Consider the following 19,087-nt stretch of genomic DNA (forward strand, 5'->3'; position numbering starts at 1 on the left):
CAGCTCCACCGCGACCGCCCTGGCGTCCTCCTCCCCGACTCCACGAGCAACGCTCCTCACCAAGGTGCAGCTCACGTCCGCGCTGCTCCCGCTGTCGCAGATGCCCGCAGGTTGGTCGGCCGAAGGCGACGACACCCCGGGCGACAAGACCTTCTGCGACTACCGTCAGCCGCACAAGGTCCAGGTCCAGGTGACCCGCACCTTTCAGAAGGGCGGAGGGCTGACCGCCACGGTCGCGGCTGTCGGAATTCGGCAGTACGCGAGCACGAGCGACGCCGCTGAGTCCTTCACCGCGATGGAGAAGGCACTCGAGACCTGCCACCAGGAGACCTATCAGGGGTCCGTGCTGAAGTACTCGCCGATGAGCGTAGACAAGCTCGGCGAGCGGTCTCTGGGCCTGCGCATCGACAGTGACGGCTCCACGATGCTCCAGCAGTTCACCCTCGACGGGCCCGTTCTGATCAACGTCGGCACGGGCGGCCTGGACGCGGAAGCCGACACGGCCACCAAGCTCCTGCGCGACCAGGTCGATCGGTACGAGGCCGCTGCCCGCAAGTAGGCCGGGCTGCGGAAGCCGCCTGGCCTGAGGTGTGGTAGCTCGGCCAATCGGCGTGCACCAAGGAAGTCCTCCGCTCGGTCGGTACGCGTGAGGGCGACATCGTTCAGGACAAGAGGGATTATGGCTGGTTCTGCCAACCGTGATGACGCGACGCAGGGATGTCTTGCACTGGTCGCCATATGTGCCGTTGTGGTGGTCGGGTGGCTGGTGTGGACCGCCGTGATGTGGACGCTGGCCGAGTGGCGGTGGGCGTGGTTCGTCGGATGTGCGGCTGTGGCTCCGGCTGCCGCGTACGCGCTCGTGATCGCGTGGGATGAAAAGCGTCCGTTCGTGCCGTCTCGCCGGCGGGAGGCTTGGATGACGGCGGTCGTCACCGTCGTGGCGGCGGAGGCGCCGGCTGTCGTCCTCGTGAAGGGCTGGGGCACCGGGGCGGTTGCGCTGCTTTGCGCGCTTGGAGCCGGGTCGGCCGGTGTGCTCGGTCTGTTTGACCGGCGTGGCATCCGTCGTGCCGACAAGTCCCTCCCCGCGGATGTCGACGAGAAGCGGAGGTCTGCCGACGCTCCGGCGACGACGGAGTGAGCGAGAGCCGGCAGCCTTCGGTTGCTGCTGCGCGCTTCATCGGAACGTTTTCTGAGTCAGCGGCTCGACCGTCCCGGTCGGTCTGTACTTGTTGGAGTCCCCGTGATCCCCCCGTCCTTCTCGTCCGGGCAGCGTGTTCGGCGCCTGGGAACCCTGTTGGCCGTCCTGTGTGTGAGTGCCGGGCTCATCGCCATCGGTGAGGCATCCAGTGGCGAGGCGGCAGCGCCGCAGGCCGACCATCGTCGCGCTGCTCCTTCCGCGAGCCCATCTGTCGAGCCCTCACCGGCGAAGACCGTGCTCAAGACGTCGGCCCGTCCGGTCGCCCAGGTGATGTCGGCGCGTTGTACGGGACGGGCCAAGAACATGTTCTTCACGGCGGCGGGAGGTTCGGTCACGAAGTCGTCTTCGCAGCCGCCGGCGTACCTGCGGATCAAGGAAGCCCGTGCGGTGCGTGACAGCAAGGGCGTGACGGTGAGCTACACGCTCGCCGGTAATGCTCCCGAGCTCGGTTCGGAAGCGGACGCCACCTACTGGACGTGGCTGGGAGATGGTCTGGACGACATGGACGAACCTGCCGTGAGCATGCAGTACCTCGATTCGCGTTGGTTCGTGCAAGTATCCGGAACCAACGACGTGGTGGGTGGAGACGTGGAAGCCCGGCCGGAGATACATGGCCGCACTGTCTCCGTCCGGCTTCCCCTTCGCGTTCCCACGTCGTCCGGCTACGTGGCGGACCTGTCGAAGTTCACGCATGCAGGCTGGTCCACCGCAGGCAAGGACCCCTCGGGATTCGGCACTTGGATGGATGGTTGCCCGATCAGTGGGAAGGAAGCCGGCAACCCGGGATCGTGGGAAGTGGCACTGCACTGAGCTCGCGGCCGGCGTGTGGTGGGCCGTGTCCGCTTGCTGCCCGGTCGAGCCCATCCCCGAGTACCGGGAAGCCACGTCCGAGCCTCGGGATGCTGGGACGGGGCGAGGAAGCGGAATGATCTCCCGGTTCCCGCAGGGGCGTGCCAGTCCTCGGTGACGCGCCTTGATCGGAAGTTCGCCATTCCTGACCTGGATCGCGAGAGTGAACCGGCTCGGTGATCTACCGTCGGCTCCGCATTTCCATACGCACAGCTCCGACCTCGCCAAGGCGCTGACCACGCCGAAGGCCGGTCTGGCGGCGGCCGGTTCGCCATGGTGCGCCTCATCTCCTGCTACTCCGGCGCGGACGCGAGACCGCCCGAGCTGCCCCTGGCGCAATCCGTCGCCAATGAGCTCGGCGTGCCCGTGACGGCGCCCACGAGCAAGGTGGGCACGTCCCCGCGGTTCGGTCTCAACCAGACCCCCACCATCGGCAACAATGGCTACTGGCGCACCTGCCTGCCCATGGCCCACCAGCGGCAGGCTCACAGGAGTGGAAATGATCAAGCGAGCGGGCTTCTACCGGGAGACGGGCGGGCAGGCCACCGCGGCGGACGACGCGCCGTCGCTGCGGGACGCCGTACAGGACAGTGGGCCCTGGGACGAGGACCGTATCCTCGGCTACCTGGAGTCCGGCCTGGAGATCTACTCCACGATGGGCGCCGAGCGCGACGTCCTCACCGGCGAGGAGTGGATCGTGGGCTCCGGATCCGTGATGACGGACGGCACCTGGCTCTGGCCCGTCGATCTCACGCACTACGTACGGCGGCACCACGCCGCCCTGCCTAAGGAGTTCCTGGACCACATCCGGGCCAACGACTGCACGGTCCCGGTCGTGCCCGACGAGCGGGCCAGGCGCGTGTTCCAGGAGGAGTTCCCGGACAACGCCCCCGCCGCCACCCCGCCCAAGGCCGCCGGCTTCTTCACCTGGTACGTGCCGAAGCTGGACGGCGCGCGCGCCCATCGGCTGCTCACGCATCTGGAGACCGCCGGGCTCTCCGCCGCGCACCCGCTGACCAACGCCCTCTTCGGATTCTGCGAGACACCGGCCGGAAACCGTGAGCCGCTCATGGGCGATGGCTCAGCCCTGGCCGCTGCTCTGGGCGACGGCCGGTACTCGGAGATCGAGTTCACCTGCTGGAAGGGCTACGACCAGTCCCTGACCGGCACCGTGCGCCGCACGGACGAGACGACGCAGAGCATCACGCTGCGCCTCGCCGACGTCCCCGTGCCCGACCGCGAGGAGGCGGTCTCTGCACTGGTGCGCACGCTCGACCAGGACGCGGCCGTCTGCCGCGGGTTCGTCATCGACCGAGTCGGCGTTTCGGCTTCCCAGGACTGGGACCGCATCCTCGTCGGCGACGGAGGGCGCTTCACCGTGTGGCCCGACACCGTCGGCATCCTCAGGGACCGCGTGGGCAACCACCCCGAACTGGCTGACAGCGAGCCGACGGCTCACGGCCCACTCGACGTGTTCCACCGCGCCTGAACCGTCCGCCGGCGGGACACGCCCGGTGGCGCCCTCGTTGCTCCACATGTACCGGTTGCGGGCGAGGCGGCAGGGCGGTGTCCGAGGCCGGGGCCGGCTGCGGAACCGCGTGGCTCGTGCGGGCCTCGCCGGCGCGGACTTCGACGGCGTCGGCACGGTGCTTTCGGAGCGCGTGCGTCTCGTCGCCCCGTGACGGGCATTTTGGATCACTGGAGAACAACACCGCATCGGCTTCATCGTGTCGCATGCCGACGACGAGGAGGTCAGGCGTGAACTCGCGGCGAGCCGCGTGAACGGAGCGCCGCGGCCACCCGTACCCCCTGTTCATGGAAGGATCCGGCAGCGTGGGTGTGTCGGTGGTGGTGCGGGGGGTGCGGGCCGGGGTGTTCGCCTCGGTGTGTGTGCTGCTGGCCGCCGCGGGGCACGGGCTCGCCGTGGGGGCCATGCCGCCGCTGTGGGCCGACGGGGCCGGGTTCCTCGGGGTGTTCCTGGGCGGGTGGCTGCTCGGGGGGCGGGAGCGGTCGCTGGCCGGGATCGGCGGGGCGATGCTCGCCACGCAGGCCGTGCTGCACTTCGCCTTCGACGCGGCCCGTCGGGTGGCCTCCGGTTCCCACATGGACATGGCCCACATGGACATGGGCGGCCACTCGCGCATGGCCATGGACGCGGCCGTCGCCTCCGCTTCCTCCGCTCGCCCTCCTCACACGCTGACCCCGCACGCCCTCGCCGCGCACCTGCTCGCCGCGCTCGTCGCGGCCTGGTGGTTGCGGTGCGGGGAGGCCGCGCTGTGGTCCCTGCTGCGCCGGACCGTTGGCTTCGTGCCCGCGCTCTTCGCCTTGTGGCGGCACGCTCCGGGCGAGGCACACGCCCGAGCCGTGACGCGGGTGCGCACCGGTTCCGCGGCGCGGCGGCTGCGGCGGTTGCTGCTGCGGCACGCGGTGGGGCGGCGCGGGCCGCCGGGACGGGTTCCGTACGACGTCCCGGAAACCACCACCTCTCTTGTACGGAGATCCATTCAGCCATGTCCGAGACACACCACAGCACCATCGCCGGCCCCACCGCCCACACCCGCGTCCTGCGCCGTGCCGGCACGGTGACCGCTCTCGCCGCCGCCGGGATCCTCGCCGCCGCCGGTGTCGCCTCCGCGCACGTCACCGTGCACCCCGAGAGTTACGCCAAGGGAGCCACCGACGGCGTGCTCACCTTCCGCGTGCCCAACGAGGAGGACTCGGCGAGCACCACCAAGGTCCAGGTCTTCCTGCCCACCGACCACCCGCTCCTCGGTGTGCTCGTCACCCCGCAGGACGGCTGGACCGCCAAGGTCACCGAGACCAAGCTCAAGACGCCGGTCAAGACCGACGACGGCACCATCACCGACGCCGTGTCCGAGATCACCTGGACCGGCGGGAAGATCGGGCCGGGGCAGTACCAGGACTTCGACGTCGCTTTCGGGCAGCTGCCGGACGACGCCGGGCAGTTGGCCTTCAAGACCCTGCAGACCTACTCGGACGGCAATGTCGTCCGGTGGATCGAGGAACCGCAGGGCGGCGAGGAGCCCGAGAACCCCGCGCCCGTGCTCAAGCTCACCGCCGAGGAGGGCGAGGGGGCCGCCGCCTCGGCCACTGGCAGCAAGTCCGCCCCAGCGGCCGGCACCACCGCGACCGCCGGCAGCGACTCGACCGCCCGTGGGCTCGGTGCCGCCGGGCTGGTCGTCGGCGTCCTCGGTCTCGCCGCCGCCGCGTTCGCCCTCGTACGGACACGGGCAGCGCGGGGCAGCCAGGGCTCCGAGGGGTCGTAGGGCCGCCGGGGACACCCGCAGGGGCCCGGATCACATCCCGTGATCCGGGCCCCTCGTCGTTCCGGCCGGGTCGGCCGCCGCCCCGCCTCACGCGGCCCGCGTGGCCTCCACCAGGACCTCCTCCACCGACGACTCCAGTACCTCGTCGACCTCCGCGGCGACCATCGCGCGCATCCGCGAGCGGCGCCACAGCCACAGCACGTCCCGGCCGAAGGACCACACCAGCAGGCCCAGGGCCAGCAGGACCACGCCCAGGTTCGCCGCGTGCGGCAGCAGGTCCGCGCCGGCCAGCAGGAGCAGGATGCCCTGGAGGGCGGCCACCGTCTTGCGGGCGGTGCTCGGTGGGAGCGGGGCGTTCAGCCAGGGGGCGAGGCGGGCGGCCGCGACGAAGGCGTAGCGCATGCCGCCGATCAGCAGCACCCACGGGCCGAGCGACATCGACACGTAGACGCTCAGCACCAGGATCAGGAACGCGTCGACCTCCATGTCGAAGCGCGCCCCCAGCGCGGTGGAGGTGCCGGTGCGGCGGGCCACCTTGCCGTCCACGCCGTCCAGGACCAGGGCCACGGCCGTCAGACCGACCAGTACCGACACCGGCGGCGCGCTCTCGAAGGAGTCCGCGACCAGCGCCGTGACACCACCCACGAGCGTCGCCCGGCCCAGGGTCACCCGGTTGGCCGCGCCGAAGGAGCTCAGACGCGACCGGTGCAGTGCCCGCGAGAGCACCGCCCAGGTGGCGATGGCGAAGACCAGGCCGGTCACCCAGCCCGCCGGCCCCATGCCGATCGCCGTGCCGAGCAGGGCCAGCAGCAGGATCTGGACGCCCGCTCCCACAGCGGTCTCCTGCTGAGCCGGCCTCGCGTCGTAAGTGTTGTTCAGGGCCACCGCACACCCTCCGGCCGAGTGACAGAGTCGATCTACGCCGCGTACGTTGTGCGCGGCCTGTGCACACCTCGGTACGTGAACAACTTCCCGATCGTTCAGGAGAACCTCGATGAATGGTCCCGCCCGCGCCTTCTGGCTCAGCTCGCCCGGTCTTGGCGAGATACGTGAGGTGAGCCTTCCGGACCCCGGCGAGGGCGAAGTCGTCGTCCGCACGCTGTACTCCGGGGTCAGCCGGGGCACCGAGACCCTGGTGTTCCGCGGCGGCGTGCCCGTCAGCCAGCACGCGGCCATGCGCGCGCCGTTCCAGGAGGGCGACTTCCCCGGGCCGGTGAAATACGGCTACCTCAACGTGGGGGTGGTCGAGGAGGGGCCCGAGGGGCTGCTCGGGCGTACCGTCTTCTGCCTCTACCCGCACCAGAGCCGCTACGTCGTCCCCGCGAGCGCCGTCACCCCGGTGCCGTCCGCAGTGCCCGCCGAACGGGCCGTCCTCGCCGGCACCGTGGAGACCGCCGTCAACGCGCTGTGGGACGCCGCGCCCCTGATCGGCGACCGGATCGCCGTGGTCGGCGGCGGCATGGTCGGCTGCTCGGTGGCCGCGCTGCTCGCCCGCTTCCCGGGGGTACGGGTGCAGTTGGTGGACGCCGACCCGGCGCGGGCAGGGGTCGCCGAGGCCCTCGGCGTCGGCTTCGCCCTGCCCGGGGACGCCCTCGGCGGCTGCGACCTCGTCGTGCACGCCAGCGCCACCGAGCAGGGCCTCACCCGCGCCCTCGAACTCCTCAGCCCCGAGGGCACGGTCGTGGAACTGAGCTGGTACGGCGACCGCCGCGTCGCCCTGCCGCTCGGCGAGGCCTTCCACTCGCGCCGCCTGGTCATCCGCAGCAGCCAGGTCGGCACCGTCTCCCCGCGCCGTGCCGGCCGCACCTACGCCGACCGGCTCGCCCTCGCCCTCGACCTGCTCGCCGACCCAGCGCTGGACGCCCTGATCACGGGGGAGAGCTCGTTCGAGGAGCTGCCCGAGGTCATGCCCCGCCTCGCCTCCGGGGAGATCCCCGCCCTGTGCCACCGCATCCGGTACGAGGGCGACGGCCGGGCGTGAGTGGGCATGAGAGGCGAGGTGTCCGGGGGGCTGCCGTTCACACCGGAACCACAAGAGCGCCTGACCTGAGAAAAGAGTGAGAGCGGGCTGAACAACGGGAAGGGTGCAGCCGTACTACACGGCATCCCCCGGCAGGGATAGGCCGGGGGGCCAGACGCGCCGCACCTGGAGGGTCGTCCGTTGTTCAGCATCACCGTCCGCGATCACATCATGATCGCCCACAGCTTCCACGGCGAGGTGTTCGGGCCCGCGCAGCGGCTGCACGGAGCCACGTTCCTCGTGGACGCCACCTTCCGGCGCGAGCAGCTGGACGACGACAACATCGTCGTCGACATCGGGCTGGCCACCCAGGAGCTGGGCGCGGTCGTGAGCGAGCTGAACTACCGCAACCTCGACAACGAACCCGACTTCGCCGGCATCAACACCTCCACCGAGTTCCTCGCCAAGGTCGTCGCCGACCGGCTGGCCGAGCGGATCCACAAGGGCGCCCTGGGGGAGGGTGCCAAGGGCCTCGCGGGCCTGACCGTCACGCTCCACGAGTCGCACGTCGCCTGGGCGAGTTACGAGCGTGCCCTGTGACGGACACGACCATCGACCGGGCGCCCGCCGGCGGCGCGTCCGCCCTCGCCTACGTGCCCGCCCAGCGCGCGGGCCTGGACAACGTCGGGATCATCCCCATGTCCCTGCGCACCGTGCACTTCGTCCTTCCGGGCGGTGTCGACGACCCGGCCACGCCGAGCGGCGGCAACGCCTACGACCGCCGGGTCAGCCTCGACCTGCCCGGCTTCGGCTGGCAGGTCAGGCCGCACGTCGTGGACGGCACCTGGCCCCGGCCCGGCGCCCGGGACCGCGCGGAACTCGCCCGCGTCCTGCGGGAGCTGCCGGACGGCGCCGTCGTCCTCCTCGACGGGCTCGTCGCCTGCGGCGTGCCCGAGGTCGTCGTGCCCGAGGCCGAACGGCTGCGCCTGGCCGTGCTCGTGCACCTGCCGCTCGGTGACGAGACCGGGCTCGAGCCGGCCGTGGCCTCCGAACTCGACGCCCGGGAACGGCAGGTGCTGCGCGCGGTGCCCGCCGTCGTCGCCACCAGCGACTGGGCCGTACGCCGGCTCGTCGCCCACCACGGCCTCGCGCCCGACCGGGTGCACGTCGCCGCGCCCGGCGCCGACATCGCGCCGCTCGCCCCCGGCACCGACGGCGTCTCGCGGCTGCTGTGCGTCGCCGCCGTCACCCCGCGCAAGGGGCAGCACCGGCTGGTGGAGGCGCTCGCCACGGTCACCGACCTGCCATGGACCTGCGTGTGCGTCGGCGGACTCACCCAGGACCCCGGCTACGTCGCCCGGCTGCGCGCCCTGATCGGCAAGCACGGCCTGCAGGACCGTTTCCACCTGGCCGGGCCGAGGGCCGGCGCCGACCTCGACGCGACCTACGCCACCGCCGACCTGATGGTCCTCGCCTCCTACGCGGAGACCTACGGCATGGCGGTCACCGAGGCGCTGGCGCGCGGCATCCCCGTGCTGGCCACCGACGTCGGCGGTGTGCCCGAGGCGGTCGGGCGCGCCCCGGACGGCGGGGTGCCCGGCATCCTCGTACCGCCGGAGGACCCCGCGGCGCTCGCCGCCGAACTGCGCGGCTGGTTCGGCGAGGCCGATGTGCGGCGCCGGCTGAAGGCCGCGGCACGCGGCCGGCGGGCCGCGCTCGACGGCTGGGCGACCACCGCGCGCAGCCTCGCCGGAGTGCTGGGCCGGCTGCCGGACGAGCCCCGGAGGGCGGCATGAGGAAGACGACCTCGAGTACGACCTCGAGTACGACCCCGTCGACGGGCGCCGGCCGGAGCGGCGGGCGCATACCGGCCCAGTCCGGCCCGCGCGACGTACCGGACGCGGCACCGGCCGCCGACCACCCCGGGAGGCCCCCCATGACCGCCGCGACCGACCCTGCGACCGGGCCCGTGAGCGACCCCGCGTCCGAGTCCGGCTCCGTGATCCCGGGCGCCGAGCCCGGCTCGGTGATTCCCGGCGCCGGGCCCGCCCCGCGGCCCGGTGAGCGGGCCACCGTGCGGCTGCGCGAGGACGGGCCGGCGGAGGGACCCCGGTACGCACCCGAGTGGCTCCAGCTCCGGGAGGTCGCGGACGCTCAGGCGCGGGCGGCCCTGCTGCTGGACCCGCTGCGCATCCGGCTCGCCAACCTGCCGAACCTGCACGGCGGTCTGGTCGTGCACGACCTCGGCTGCGGCACCGGCTCGATGGGCCGCTGGCTCGCGCCCCGGCTGGACGGCGCCCAGCACTGGGTCCTGCACGACCGCGACCCCTACCTGCTGCACTTCGCCGCCGTCGCCTCCCCGCGCGCGGCCGCGGACGGCAGCCGGGTCAGCGTGGAGACCCGGCGAGGCGACGTGGCCCGGCTGACCCCGGACTCCCTGACCGGAGCCCATCTGGTGACCGCGTCCGCGCTGCTGGACGTCCTCACCCACGAGGAGGTCGCCAACCTCGCCGCCGCCTGCGCCGGGGCCGGCTGCCCGGCGCTGCTCACCCTGTCGGTGGTCGGCCGCGTCGACCTCACCCCGGCCCACCCGATGGACGCCGAGATCACCGAGGCGTTCAACGCCCACCAGCGCCGGGACGGCCTGCTCGGTCCGGACGCGGTCGACGTGGCCTGCGACGCCTTCGGTGAGCGGGGCGCCACCGTGCACGCGCACCCGAGCGCGTGGCGCCTGGGGCCCGAGCACCGTGAGCTGACCGCCCAGTGGCTGCGCGGCTGGGTCGGCGCGGCCGTGGAGCAGCGGCCGGAGCTGAAGGAGCGCGCGGAGGGCTATCTCGCCGAGCGACTGGAGGCCTGCGCGGCCGGGGAGTTGCAGGTCGTCGTCCACCACAGCGACCTGCTCGCCCTGTCCCGGCCGACGGGCGGTGCCGGATGAGCGTGCAGACACTGGACGCACTCCTGGTGCGGGCGGCGGACCCGGCCGAGCCCGCAGGGCGCGGCACCCAGGAGGCTTCCGGAGACCGGGGTACGGATGCTGAACAGGGCGGCCTGCGCCCGCGCGCCCTCCTCGCCCGTCTCAACGCCCGTGCCTTGCGAACCCACTTCAGCACGGTCGCGGGCGTCGCCATCCTCGCCGTGCTGCTGTGGCGGCTGGGCACCGGGGTGTTCCTCCAGGGGCTGCGACGGATCGACGCGCCCACGCTGGTGGCGGCGCTCGCCGTGGGGCTGGTCACCACCGTGTTCAGCGCCTGGCGCTGGCAGTTGGTGGCCCGCGCGCTGCGCATCCGGCTGCCGCTCGGCGCCGCCGTGGCCGACTACTACCGCGCGCTGTTCCTGAACGCGGCCCTGCCCGGCGGTGTGCTCGGCGACGTACACCGCGCGGTGCGGCACGGGCAGAGCGCCGGTGACATCGGACGCGGCGTGCGGGCCGTGGTCCTCGAACGGGTCGCCGGGCAGATCACCCTCGCGGTGACCGGGGCCGCGGTGCTGCTCACGCTGCCGTCCCCGGTCCGTGCCGACGCCCGGCAGTTCGCGCCGCTCGCCGCCCTCGCCGCCGCGGGGGCGTTCGCCGTGCTCCTCGCGCTGCGCATGAACCGGCCGTCCTCACGACGGGGCCGGGCCGTGCGCCGTACCCTGAGCGAACTGCGCGAGGGCCTGCTGTCCCGGCGCAACGGGCCGGGCGTGGCGCTGTCCTCGGTGGTCGTACTGGCCGGGCACGTCGTGATGTTCGTCGTCGCCGCCCGGGTGGCGGGCTCGCCGGCCCCGGTGGCGGTGCTGCTGCCGCTGGCCGTCCTGGCGCTGGTCGCCATGGGACTGCCGCTCAACGTGGGCGGCTTCGGGCCCCGCGAGGGCGCCACCGCCTGGGCGTTCGGGGCGGCGGGGCTCGGCGCGAGCACCGGGCTCGCGGTGGCCGTGGTGTACGGGGTGCTGAGCTTCGTGGCCGCGCTGCCGGGCGCGCTCGTCCTGGTGGCCCGCTGGTACACCCGACTGCGCGCCCGGACCGTGTCCGGAGCCCCGTCCGGCGCCTACTCGGACGAACCGCCGCTCCCGGACGGCGAGTTCGCGGATTCCGAGTCGGCACCAGCGCCCGTGTCCTTGTCCGCGTCAGCGTCCGCGCCCGAGGTGAGCAACTCGAAATACGGCGCGAAGGCGCCGGCGAGGCTCGCCAGCAGTTCCTTCCCCTTTTCCGCCGAGCCCAGGGAAGGACGGCCGATGACGCCCGATTCGGTATAGGCGGACATTCCGACGGTGAGGAGATGGCGCCGGTCGTCCGCGGTGAAATCGGCGGACTCGTGGCCGGCCCGGACCATTTCGGGATGAGCGTGCAGAAGAATGGAGGTCTCGATTTCCCCCGCGTGCATGTCGGCGAGCAGCGAGGTGCGCACCCCGGCCCGGACGCGGGCCTCCTCCCAGTCCTCGGCGGCCGGGAAGAGCGCGATGTGCTCGCCCCGCGCGGAGGACTCCTGAACCACGTTGCCCAGCACGTAGTTGCCGCCGTGGCCGTTGACGACGACCAGGGCCGCGACGCCCGAGCGGCGCAGCGAGTCCGCGATGTCCCGTACCACCGCATGAAGGGTCACAGAGGAGATGCTGACGGTCCCCGGCCAGGCCGCGTGCTCGTGCGAGCAGGAGATCGTCACCGGTGGAAGGAGGTGCACGGGATACGCGTCGGCGATCTCCCGGGCGATGGCACAGGCGACCAGCGTGTCGGTCGCCAGCGGCAGGAACGGGCCGTGCTGCTCGAAACTCCCCACCGGCAGGACGGCGACCTGCCGTGAGAGGTCCGCGCCTCGATTCCGTACGTCTTGCGTGGTGTCCGCCGGCAACAGACCATATGCCGTCGGCCGCGTTCCCGAACCACTCATTGTTTTCCGGCCTTTCGTCTCTGCTTAGGATCCAGATCATGACAGAAAACCTCGGCGTACTCGGCAAGAAGACCTCACGGCGCACGGGTGTGGAACGGGTCGTGAACGCCCCCCTGCCCACCGTCTACGGGAAATTCCAGGCGGTCGGCTACATGGACCACGACCGCGGCGACGAGCAAGTGGCGCTCGTCCACGGGGACATCGGCACCGAGCGGGTCCTGGTCCGGCTGCACTCGGAGTGCCTGACCGGTGACGCCTTCGGCTCGCAGCACTGCGAGTGCGGCGACCAGCTGGCCGCCGCGATGCGCGCGGTCGTCGCCGAAGGCAGCGGAATCGTCGTGTACTTGAGGGGCCACGAGGGCCGGGGCATAGGACTGCTCGCCAAGCTGCGCGCGATGGCCCTCCAGGCGGAGGGCCTGGACACGGTCGAGGCCAACCTCGCCCTCGGGCTGCCCGTCGACGCCCGTGACTACGGCGTCGCGGCCGGGATGCTGCACGACCTCGGGGTGCGCTCGGTGCGGCTGATGTCCAACAACCCGCTCAAGCGCGAGGCGCTGGTACGGCACGGCATCCAGGTCGCCGAGCAGGTGCCGCTGCTGATCCCGCCGTGCGAGAGCAACATCACCTACCTGCGCACCAAGCGGGAGCGGATGGACCACCACCTTCCGCACCTGGACGCGGTGGCGCACCTGTCCTGACCGGTGGGGCGGGGGCCGCGAGCGCCGGCCGGTCCGCGGCCGGCGCCCCGCGCCCGGGCCATCCGGTACGAGACACGGACTGGCGGGCCTCAGTCCAGGACCGCCTCGTGCACCAGTCGCTTCAGCTCGGGGTAGAGCCGCAGCGAGGTCTTCGGGCGGACCTGGGTCATGAACTGGAAGGTCAGGTCGCGGGCCGGGTCGACCCAGAACGTGGTCGTCGCCACCCCGCTCCAGCCGTACGTGCCGAGGCCCGACGGAGCCTGGGTGCGCGAGGGGTCGATCACGACCGAGACGTTGAAGCCGAAGCCCACGCCGTCGTTGCCCGGTTCGTCGTGGGCGGGACGGCTGCCGCAGGAGCGCAGGTCGGCGCCGCCGGGAAGGTGGTTGCGGGTCATCAGGTCGACGGTGTGCGGGGCGAGGAGGCGGACGCCGTCCAACTCGCCGCGGCGGCGCAGCAGTTCCATGAAGCGGTGCATGTCGTGCGCGCTCGCCACCAGGCCGCCGCTGCCCGACAGGAAGCGCGGACGGCCGCGCAGCGGCAGTCCCGCGATCGGCTCGATGGCTCCAATGCCGGGACCGGTGCCGGGACCTGCCTCGGCGTCGGTGTCCGTCTGCCCGTACAACTCGGCCAGCCTGCCCGCCTGTTCGTCCGTGACCTCGAAGCCGGTGTCGGTCATGCCGAGCGGGCCCAGGATCCGCTCCGCGAAGAACGCGTCGAGCGGCTGCCCGGACACCACCTCGATCACCCGCCCCAGTACGTTGCTCGCGACCGAGTAGTTCCACTGTGTGCCGGGGTCGAACTGCAGCGGCAGGCGCGCGTACACGTCCATGGTCCCGGCGAGGTCCGCGCCCGGCGGCACGGACGAGGCGAGGCCGGCCGCGCGGTAGAGCGCGTCGACCGGGTGGGCGTGGTAGAAGGCGAACGTCAGGCCCGCGGTGTGGGTGAGCAGATGCCGCAGCAGCACCGGCCCGGCGGCGGGGCGGGTGACGACGTCGTCGCCGGAGCCGCTCACGTACACGCGCGGGTCGGCGAAGGCCGGCAGATGGCGCTCCAGCGGGTCGTCGAGCGAGAGCCGGCCCTCCTCGGCCAGCAGCAGGACGGCGACGGCGGTGACCGGTTTGGTCATGGAGTAGATCCGCCACAGCGTGTCGCTCTCGACGGGCAGCCCGGCCGCCACGTCCCGCCTGCCGTACGTGGTCAAGTGCGCTACCTGTCCGCCCCGCGCCAGGGACACGAGGTAGCCCGGGATGCGTCCGTCGTCGACGAGACGGGCCAGGTGCCGGTCGAGGCGGTCGAGCGCCTTCGCGTCCAGCCCGGCCTCGTCCGGCTCGACGTCCTGCCGCAGCCGTGCCATCGCCCACCTCCGGTCCCTCCCGTACGAGGTTCGTACGGGGTCGTACGGGAACGTCTGCGGACTACCCCTCCGCCCCCGCTCCCCAACCTCGTCACCGCGCGGAGGCGGGCGCACGCTCCCGCCGGCCGGGGCCGGTCACGGGCCGGCGTCCCGGCAGCGCCCGCCCGGCCGCCGCCCCCGCCAGCAGCGCCACCGCGCCGAGGACCGCCGACGGCGGCACACCGTCCGCCGCGGAGCCCCGCAGGGTGACCGCCACCGCCACGCCCAGCGCCGGTCCCACGTTCATCGCGGTCTGCTGCAGCCCGCCCGCGACCCCGGCCGCGGAGGCCGCCGCCTCCCGAACGACGACCTGTGTGGCCGCCACCATCACCGTGCCGAATCCGGCGCCGAGCAGCGCGAAGCCGGCGCACACGGCGAAGGCGCCCGTCTCCCGGGCGAGCACCAGCGCGCCCGCGGCGAGCACGGCCGCCGCCGCGGGCACCGTGCGCCGCTCCCCAAGGCAGCGGGACAGGACGGGGGACAGCGATGCCGCCAGGATCATCAGTGCGGGCAGGGGCAGGGCCCGCAGGGCGCTGTCGAGGGGAGCCAGGCCGAGAGTGTCCTGAAGGACGTACGTCGTGACGAACAGCGTGCCGGACAGGGCGGCCGAGGCCGCCACCAGGAGCAGCAGCGCGGAGGTGACGGCGGGCGAGCCGGCGAGGCCGGGCGGCAGCAGCGGTACGGCGGTACGGCGCTCGTGGCGGACCAGGGCGGTACCGGCTACGGCGGCCACGACCGGTGCCGTCCAGCCCGGACCGGGCAGCGTGACCAGGATGTCCACGGCACAGCCGAGGGCCACCGCGAGCAGCAGCGCACCGGGCAGGCCGAGCGGCACGGCCGGTGCGGACCGGGGCCGCCGGTCCCGGGGGAGCGCGAGGGCGAGCAGGCCGAAGAGCAGGGCGGGTCCGACGCCGAGCAGGAACACCGCCCGCCAGCCCAGGGTCGTCACCAGCGCCCCGCCCGCCACCGGCCCGGCCGCGGCCGACAGCGCGATCGCGGCCGTGCGCACCGCGATGGGCCTGCCGAGCCGTTCCGGCGGGAACGCGGTCCGCAGCATGCCCAGGGTGGCGGGCTGGAGCAGCGCTCCGCACACACCCTGGAGGGCGCGCAGCGCGATCACCCAGCCGATGCCGGGGGCGAGCGCGATGCCGGCGGACGCGGCGCCGAAGCCGAGCATCCCGGCCGCGAACAGGGGCCGGTGCCCGTGGCGGTCGCCGAGCCGCCCGCCGAGTACCAGCAGCCCGGCCACCGCCACGAGATACGCGGTACTCGTCCACTGGACCTGCTCGAAGGACGCGCCGAGGTCACGCTGGAGCGTGGGCTGCGCGACCGTGAGGACCGTGCCGTCCAGGGCGACGACCGACGCCCCGGCCACACTGCTCACGAGGGTCAGGGCGGGGCGGCGGCTCACCCGGCGTCCCGCGGGTCCGAGTGACCGCTGCCCGGCAGCTCATGACGGAAGCTCATAGACACTGTCTACCAGCATGGGTAGACAGTGTCTACGGGTATGACTGAGGGCATGACTCACGACACGACGAAGCAGGACTCGGCGCCGGACGACTCCCAGGAGCGTCTGCTCGCGCTGCTCGGTGAGGGACACGGCGGGGTGCTGGTCACCCTCAAGCGGGACGGGCGCCCGCAGCTGTCGAACGTCAGCCACGCCTACTGTCCGGACGAGCGTGTCATCCGTGTCTCGGTCACGGACGACCGCGCCAAGACCCGCAACGCGCGCCGCGACGCGCGGGTCTCGTACCACGTCACCAGCGCCGACCGCTGGGCCTACACGGTCGCCGAGGGCACCGCCGAGCTCTCCCCGGTCGCCGCGGACCCGCACGACGAGACCGTCGACGAACTGGTGCGCCTGTACCGGGACGTCCTCGGAGAGCACCCCGACTGGGACGACTACCGCGCCGCGATGGTCCGCGACCGCCGGCTCGTGCTGCGGCTGAGGGTCGAGCGGGTGTACGGGATCCCGAAGGGCGCCAACAAGGGCTAGCCGCGTGTCGCGCCGGCGGTCCGTGCCTCGATGGCGCGCAGGACCGCCACCATGTCCTCGCCGCCGTGTCCGAGGGCGACCGTCTCGCCGAACAGGTCGTGGCACACGTCGAGCAGCGGCGAGGCGATGCCCGAGGCGCGGGCGGCCTGCGCGACGAGCCGGTTGTTCTTCAGGACGTCGAGGACGGCCGCCTGCACCGAGAAGTCCCCGGCTAGCAGCTTGGGCGCCTTCGTCCGGGAGGCGGCGCTGGCCATCGGTCCGGCGCCCAGCACGTCGAGGAACAGCTCTCGGTCCAGCCCCTGGCGGTCGGCGAAGTGATAGGCCTCGGTGAGCCCGGTCACCAGCGTGATCAGGAACAGGTTCACCGAGAGCTTCATCAGCAGCGCGCCGGGGGTGGCGCCGCACACGAAGGTCTCCCGGCACATCGGCGCGAGCAGCGGCCGTACCGCCGACACCGCCTTCTCCTGTCCGGCGAGCATCGCCACCAGCTCGCCCTTCTCCGCCGGGACGCGCGAGCCGGACACGGGCGCTTCGACGTAACTCCCGCCCGCCGCGCGGACGTCGGCCTCCAGGGAGCGGGAGTACTCCGGCGAGGTCGTGCCCATGTGGACGACCAGCCGGCCCGCCACCCGGCCGGCGAAGTCCGGGCCGCCCCGGTCCAGCACCGTGTCGATGGCCTGCTCGTCGGCGAGCATCAGCAGCACGGTTCCGGCGCGGTCGAACACCTCGCCGGGGCCGCCCGCCACCTCGGCGCCGGCGGTGCGCAGCACCGTGGTACGGGCGGCCGTGCGGTTCCACACGACCAGGTCGGTGCCCGAACGGGCGAGCCGGAGCGCCATGGGCAGGCCCATGACTCCGAGACCGATGAAACCGACGCGCACGGGACCACCCCGGGGTCTCAGGGCCGCCGTCCGGGAGCCGTGAAGGGCGGGACGGGGACGGGTGCCGAAGTATGTATGACGCCGGTCATAGTAGCTCGGTCCATGACCGTGGTCATAGAGTGGAGGAGGAAATCGGTCGGTCGCGGTGTGCCGGAGGTAGCAGATGACGGGGTCCGGGAAGGGTCCGCGCGAGCGGATGGTCTTCAGCGCGGCCCAGCTCATCCGCCGCGACGGCGTGGGTGCCACGGGCATGCGGGAAGTCGCCGCCCACGCCCGGGCGCCGCGCGGGTCGCTCCAGCACTACTTCCCGGGCGGCAAGGAACAGCTCGTCAACGAGGCCGTCGCATGGGCGGGGCGGTACGCCGGCCGGCGCGTCGCCCGCTTCACGGCCGGCCTCGCGGAACCCAGGCCGAGCGGCCTGTTCGCCGCGATGGCGGGGCAGTGGATCGAGGAGTACGAGACGACCGGCTCCCTCGCCGGCTGCCCGGTGGCCGCGGCGACCGTCGACTGCGCGGCCTCGGCCGCCTCCACGCGCGAGGCGGCGGCCGCCGCCTTCGCCGGCTGGCGCGGACCGGTCACCGAGGCCCTCACCGGCCTCGGAGTGCCGGCGGCGCGCGCCGAACCGCTCGCCACGCTCATGATCAGCTCCCTGGAGGGCGCCATCATCATGGCCCGTGCCGAGGGCGGCGTGGGCCCCCTGAAGACCGTGGCCCGCGAACTGGGCCCCCTCCTCGACGCTGCGGTGGCCCCCGGCCACGCCGGCGGCGCGGGCGCCTAGCCGGAGGTCCGCTCCGCCGTCAGATAGGCGATCACCATGTCGCCGAGCATCGTGCGGTAGTGCTCGCGCCGCGTCGGGGCGAGCAGATCGCGGCCGAACAGGGCGCCGAAGGTGTGCCGGTTGGCCACCCGGAAGAAGCAGAAGGAACTGATCATCGCGTGCAGGTCGACGGCGTCCACGTCGGCCGTGAACAGCCCGGACTCCCGGCCCGAGGCGAGGATGCGGCGCATCGTCCCCAGCGTCGGCGAGCCGATCCTGCCGATCCTGTCCGAGGCGGCGACATGCCCCGCCCCGCGGATGTTCTCGATGGACACCAGGCGGATGAAGTCCGGGTGCCGCTCGTGGTGGTCGAAGATCAGCTCCGCCAGCCGCCGGATCGCCGCGACCGGGTCCAGGTGGTCCACGTCCAGCCGCTGCTCGGCGTCGCGGATCACCTCGTACGCCCGGTCCAGCACGGCCGCGAACAACTGCTCCTTGCCGCCGAAGTAGTAGTAGATCATCCGCTTCGTGGTACGGGTGCGGGCGGCGATCTCGTCCACTCGGGCGCCGTCGTATCCCGTCCGGGCGAACTCCTGGGTGGCCACGTCGAGGATCTCGGCCCGGGTGCGGGCGGCGTCATGGGTGCGCCCTTCGGGGCGTGCCGGTTCGTCGGCGCTGGTCATCACGTTCCTTCGGGCGCGGGCGCACGTGCGGGCTCGTGATTGTAGGAACAGCGCGCGCCGGCGGACATACGGAGGGGGCCGGGACCGTCGTCCCGGTCCCGGCCCCCTGCTGAGGCGCGTCAGCCCTGCTTCGCCGACTCCACGGCGTGCCCGCCGAACTGGTTGCGCAGCGCGGCGACCATCTTCATCTGCGGGGAGTCCTCCTGGCGGGAGGAGAACCGGGCGAAGAGCGAGGCGGTGATCGCGGGCATCGGAACGGCGTTGTCGATGGCCGCCTCCACGGTCCAGCGGCCCTCGCCCGAGTCCTCCGCGTAGCCGCGCAGCTTCTGGAGGTGCTCGTCGTCGTCGAGCGCGTCGACGGCGAGGTCCAGCAGCCAGGAGCGGATCACCGTGCCCTCCTGCCAGGAGCGGAAGACCTCGCGGACGTTGTCCACGGACTCGACCTTCTCCAGCAGCTCCCAGCCCTCGGCGTAGGCCTGCATCATCGCGTACTCGATGCCGTTGTGGACCATCTTCGCG

Annotated in this window: 19 protein-coding genes and 3 pseudogenes; 15 read left to right on the forward strand and 7 right to left on the reverse strand. The window is 72.8% G+C overall.

Annotated elements, in window-relative coordinates; genetic code table 11:
- The 7 genes and pseudogenes from IE249_RS19715 to IE249_RS19740 all read left to right on the forward strand — a co-directional run.
- Positions 1 to 559 (forward strand): hypothetical protein (locus IE249_RS19715; protein ID WP_189706264.1); only part of this gene is annotated, 559 nt, incomplete at its 5' end.
- Between the two features lie 120 nt (positions 560 to 679).
- The gene (locus IE249_RS19720) at positions 680 to 1,138 is read left to right on the forward strand and encodes a hypothetical protein (protein WP_189706266.1); all 459 of its coding nucleotides are present in this window, start codon (positions 680 to 682) and stop codon (positions 1,136 to 1,138) included.
- A gap of 171 nt (positions 1,139 to 1,309) precedes the next feature.
- Positions 1,310 to 2,008: a hypothetical protein gene (locus IE249_RS19725; RefSeq protein ID WP_189706268.1), complete on the forward strand. Its 699-nt coding sequence runs from the start codon at positions 1,310 to 1,312 to the stop codon at positions 2,006 to 2,008.
- A 312-nt stretch (positions 2,009 to 2,320) separates the two neighbouring features.
- Positions 2,321 to 2,392: pseudogene (locus tag IE249_RS40365) on the forward strand (hypothetical protein); the annotation flags it as partial.
- A 154-nt stretch (positions 2,393 to 2,546) separates the two neighbouring features.
- Positions 2,547 to 3,536, forward strand: coding sequence for a hypothetical protein (locus tag IE249_RS19730; RefSeq protein WP_189706270.1), 990 nt, complete (start codon positions 2,547 to 2,549; stop codon positions 3,534 to 3,536).
- A 326-nt stretch (positions 3,537 to 3,862) separates the two neighbouring features.
- Positions 3,863 to 4,633 carry a hypothetical protein gene (locus IE249_RS19735; protein ID WP_308434376.1) on the forward strand — a complete coding sequence of 257 codons (771 nt, stop codon included), beginning with the start codon at positions 3,863 to 3,865 and terminating at the stop codon, positions 4,631 to 4,633.
- Positions 4,558 to 5,334, forward strand: a complete 777-nt coding sequence (locus IE249_RS19740; protein WP_189706272.1) for a YcnI family protein — start codon at positions 4,558 to 4,560, stop codon at positions 5,332 to 5,334. Before IE249_RS19735 ends, IE249_RS19740 begins: the two co-directional genes overlap by 76 nt.
- 87 nt (positions 5,335 to 5,421) lie before the next feature.
- Here the strand turns inward: IE249_RS19740 and IE249_RS19745 are convergent, their stop codons facing one another.
- Positions 5,422 to 6,219, reverse strand: coding sequence for a CDP-alcohol phosphatidyltransferase family protein (locus IE249_RS19745; protein ID WP_189706274.1), 798 nt, complete (start codon positions 6,217 to 6,219; stop codon positions 5,422 to 5,424).
- A 109-nt stretch (positions 6,220 to 6,328) separates the two neighbouring features.
- Between IE249_RS19745 and IE249_RS19750 the strand changes: the two genes are divergently transcribed.
- The 5 genes from IE249_RS19750 (at position 6,329) to IE249_RS37885 (ending at position 11,527) form a co-directional block, all read left to right on the forward strand.
- The gene (locus IE249_RS19750; protein WP_189706276.1) at positions 6,329 to 7,315 is read left to right on the forward strand and encodes a zinc-dependent alcohol dehydrogenase; all 987 of its coding nucleotides are present in this window, start codon (positions 6,329 to 6,331) and stop codon (positions 7,313 to 7,315) included.
- A gap of 180 nt (positions 7,316 to 7,495) precedes the next feature.
- Positions 7,496 to 7,894 (forward strand): 6-pyruvoyl trahydropterin synthase family protein, encoded by a 399-nt coding sequence (locus tag IE249_RS19755; RefSeq protein ID WP_189706278.1) that lies wholly within the window; start codon positions 7,496 to 7,498, stop codon positions 7,892 to 7,894.
- On the forward strand, positions 7,891 to 9,090 hold the full coding sequence (locus IE249_RS19760) for a glycosyltransferase family 4 protein (protein WP_189706280.1): 1,200 nt from the start codon (positions 7,891 to 7,893) through the stop codon (positions 9,088 to 9,090). Before IE249_RS19755 ends, IE249_RS19760 begins: the two co-directional genes overlap by 4 nt.
- A 140-nt stretch (positions 9,091 to 9,230) precedes the next feature.
- Positions 9,231 to 10,229, forward strand: a complete 999-nt coding sequence (locus tag IE249_RS19765; RefSeq protein ID WP_229858855.1) for a methyltransferase domain-containing protein — start codon at positions 9,231 to 9,233, stop codon at positions 10,227 to 10,229.
- Complete coding sequence (locus IE249_RS37885) at positions 10,226 to 11,527, forward strand: lysylphosphatidylglycerol synthase transmembrane domain-containing protein (RefSeq protein WP_229858857.1); 1,302 nt, start codon at positions 10,226 to 10,228, stop codon at positions 11,525 to 11,527. The genes IE249_RS19765 and IE249_RS37885 overlap by 4 nt, the downstream gene beginning before the upstream one ends.
- On the opposite strand, the pseudogene IE249_RS19770 reads toward IE249_RS37885, so the two are convergent.
- A pseudogene (locus IE249_RS19770) lies at positions 11,410 to 12,159 on the reverse strand (creatininase family protein); the annotation flags it as partial. The gene IE249_RS37885 and the pseudogene IE249_RS19770 overlap by 118 nt on opposite strands.
- Positions 12,160 to 12,197: 38 nt before the next feature.
- Here IE249_RS19770 and ribA point away from each other — a divergent pair.
- Positions 12,198 to 12,857 carry a GTP cyclohydrolase II gene (gene ribA / locus IE249_RS19775; RefSeq protein ID WP_189706286.1) on the forward strand — a complete coding sequence of 220 codons (660 nt, stop codon included), beginning with the start codon at positions 12,198 to 12,200 and terminating at the stop codon, positions 12,855 to 12,857.
- Between the two features lie 89 nt (positions 12,858 to 12,946).
- On the opposite strand, the gene IE249_RS19780 is transcribed toward ribA, so the two are convergent.
- Both IE249_RS19780 and IE249_RS19785 read right to left on the reverse strand, forming a co-directional pair.
- Entirely contained in the window at positions 12,947 to 14,212 is a 1,266-nt protein-coding gene (locus IE249_RS19780; protein ID WP_189706288.1) for a serine hydrolase domain-containing protein, read from the reverse strand.
- Positions 14,213 to 14,303: 91 nt separating this feature from the next.
- Positions 14,304 to 15,644, reverse strand: coding sequence for an MFS transporter (locus IE249_RS19785; protein ID WP_373304419.1), 1,341 nt, complete (start codon positions 15,642 to 15,644; stop codon positions 14,304 to 14,306).
- 126 nt (positions 15,645 to 15,770) lie between these two features.
- Here IE249_RS19785 and IE249_RS19790 point away from each other — a divergent pair, with 126 nt between their 5' ends.
- Positions 15,771 to 16,247, forward strand: coding sequence for a PPOX class F420-dependent oxidoreductase (locus tag IE249_RS19790; protein ID WP_189706292.1), 477 nt, complete (start codon positions 15,771 to 15,773; stop codon positions 16,245 to 16,247).
- Here IE249_RS19790 and IE249_RS19795 read toward each other — a convergent pair.
- Entirely contained in the window at positions 16,244 to 17,128 is an 885-nt protein-coding gene (locus tag IE249_RS19795; RefSeq protein WP_189706294.1) for an NAD(P)-dependent oxidoreductase, read from the reverse strand. The genes IE249_RS19790 and IE249_RS19795 overlap by 4 nt on opposite strands.
- A 163-nt stretch (positions 17,129 to 17,291) precedes the next feature.
- On the opposite strand from IE249_RS19795, the gene IE249_RS19800 reads away from it, so the two are divergent.
- The gene (locus tag IE249_RS19800) at positions 17,292 to 17,906 is read left to right on the forward strand and encodes a TetR/AcrR family transcriptional regulator (protein ID WP_189706296.1); all 615 of its coding nucleotides are present in this window, start codon (positions 17,292 to 17,294) and stop codon (positions 17,904 to 17,906) included.
- Here IE249_RS19800 and IE249_RS19805 read toward each other — a convergent pair.
- Together IE249_RS19805 and IE249_RS19810 are read right to left on the reverse strand one after the other, a co-directional pair.
- On the reverse strand, positions 17,903 to 18,568 hold the full coding sequence (locus tag IE249_RS19805; protein ID WP_189706298.1) for a TetR/AcrR family transcriptional regulator: 666 nt from the start codon (positions 18,566 to 18,568) through the stop codon (positions 17,903 to 17,905). The genes IE249_RS19800 and IE249_RS19805 overlap by 4 nt on opposite strands.
- Before the next feature lie 119 nt (positions 18,569 to 18,687).
- A pseudogene (locus IE249_RS19810) lies at positions 18,688 to 19,087 on the reverse strand (6-phosphogluconate dehydrogenase); the annotation flags it as partial.

The organism is Streptomyces anandii JCM 4720 (assembly GCF_014650655.1).
GTDB lineage: Bacteria > Actinomycetota > Actinomycetes > Streptomycetales > Streptomycetaceae > Streptomyces > Streptomyces anandii.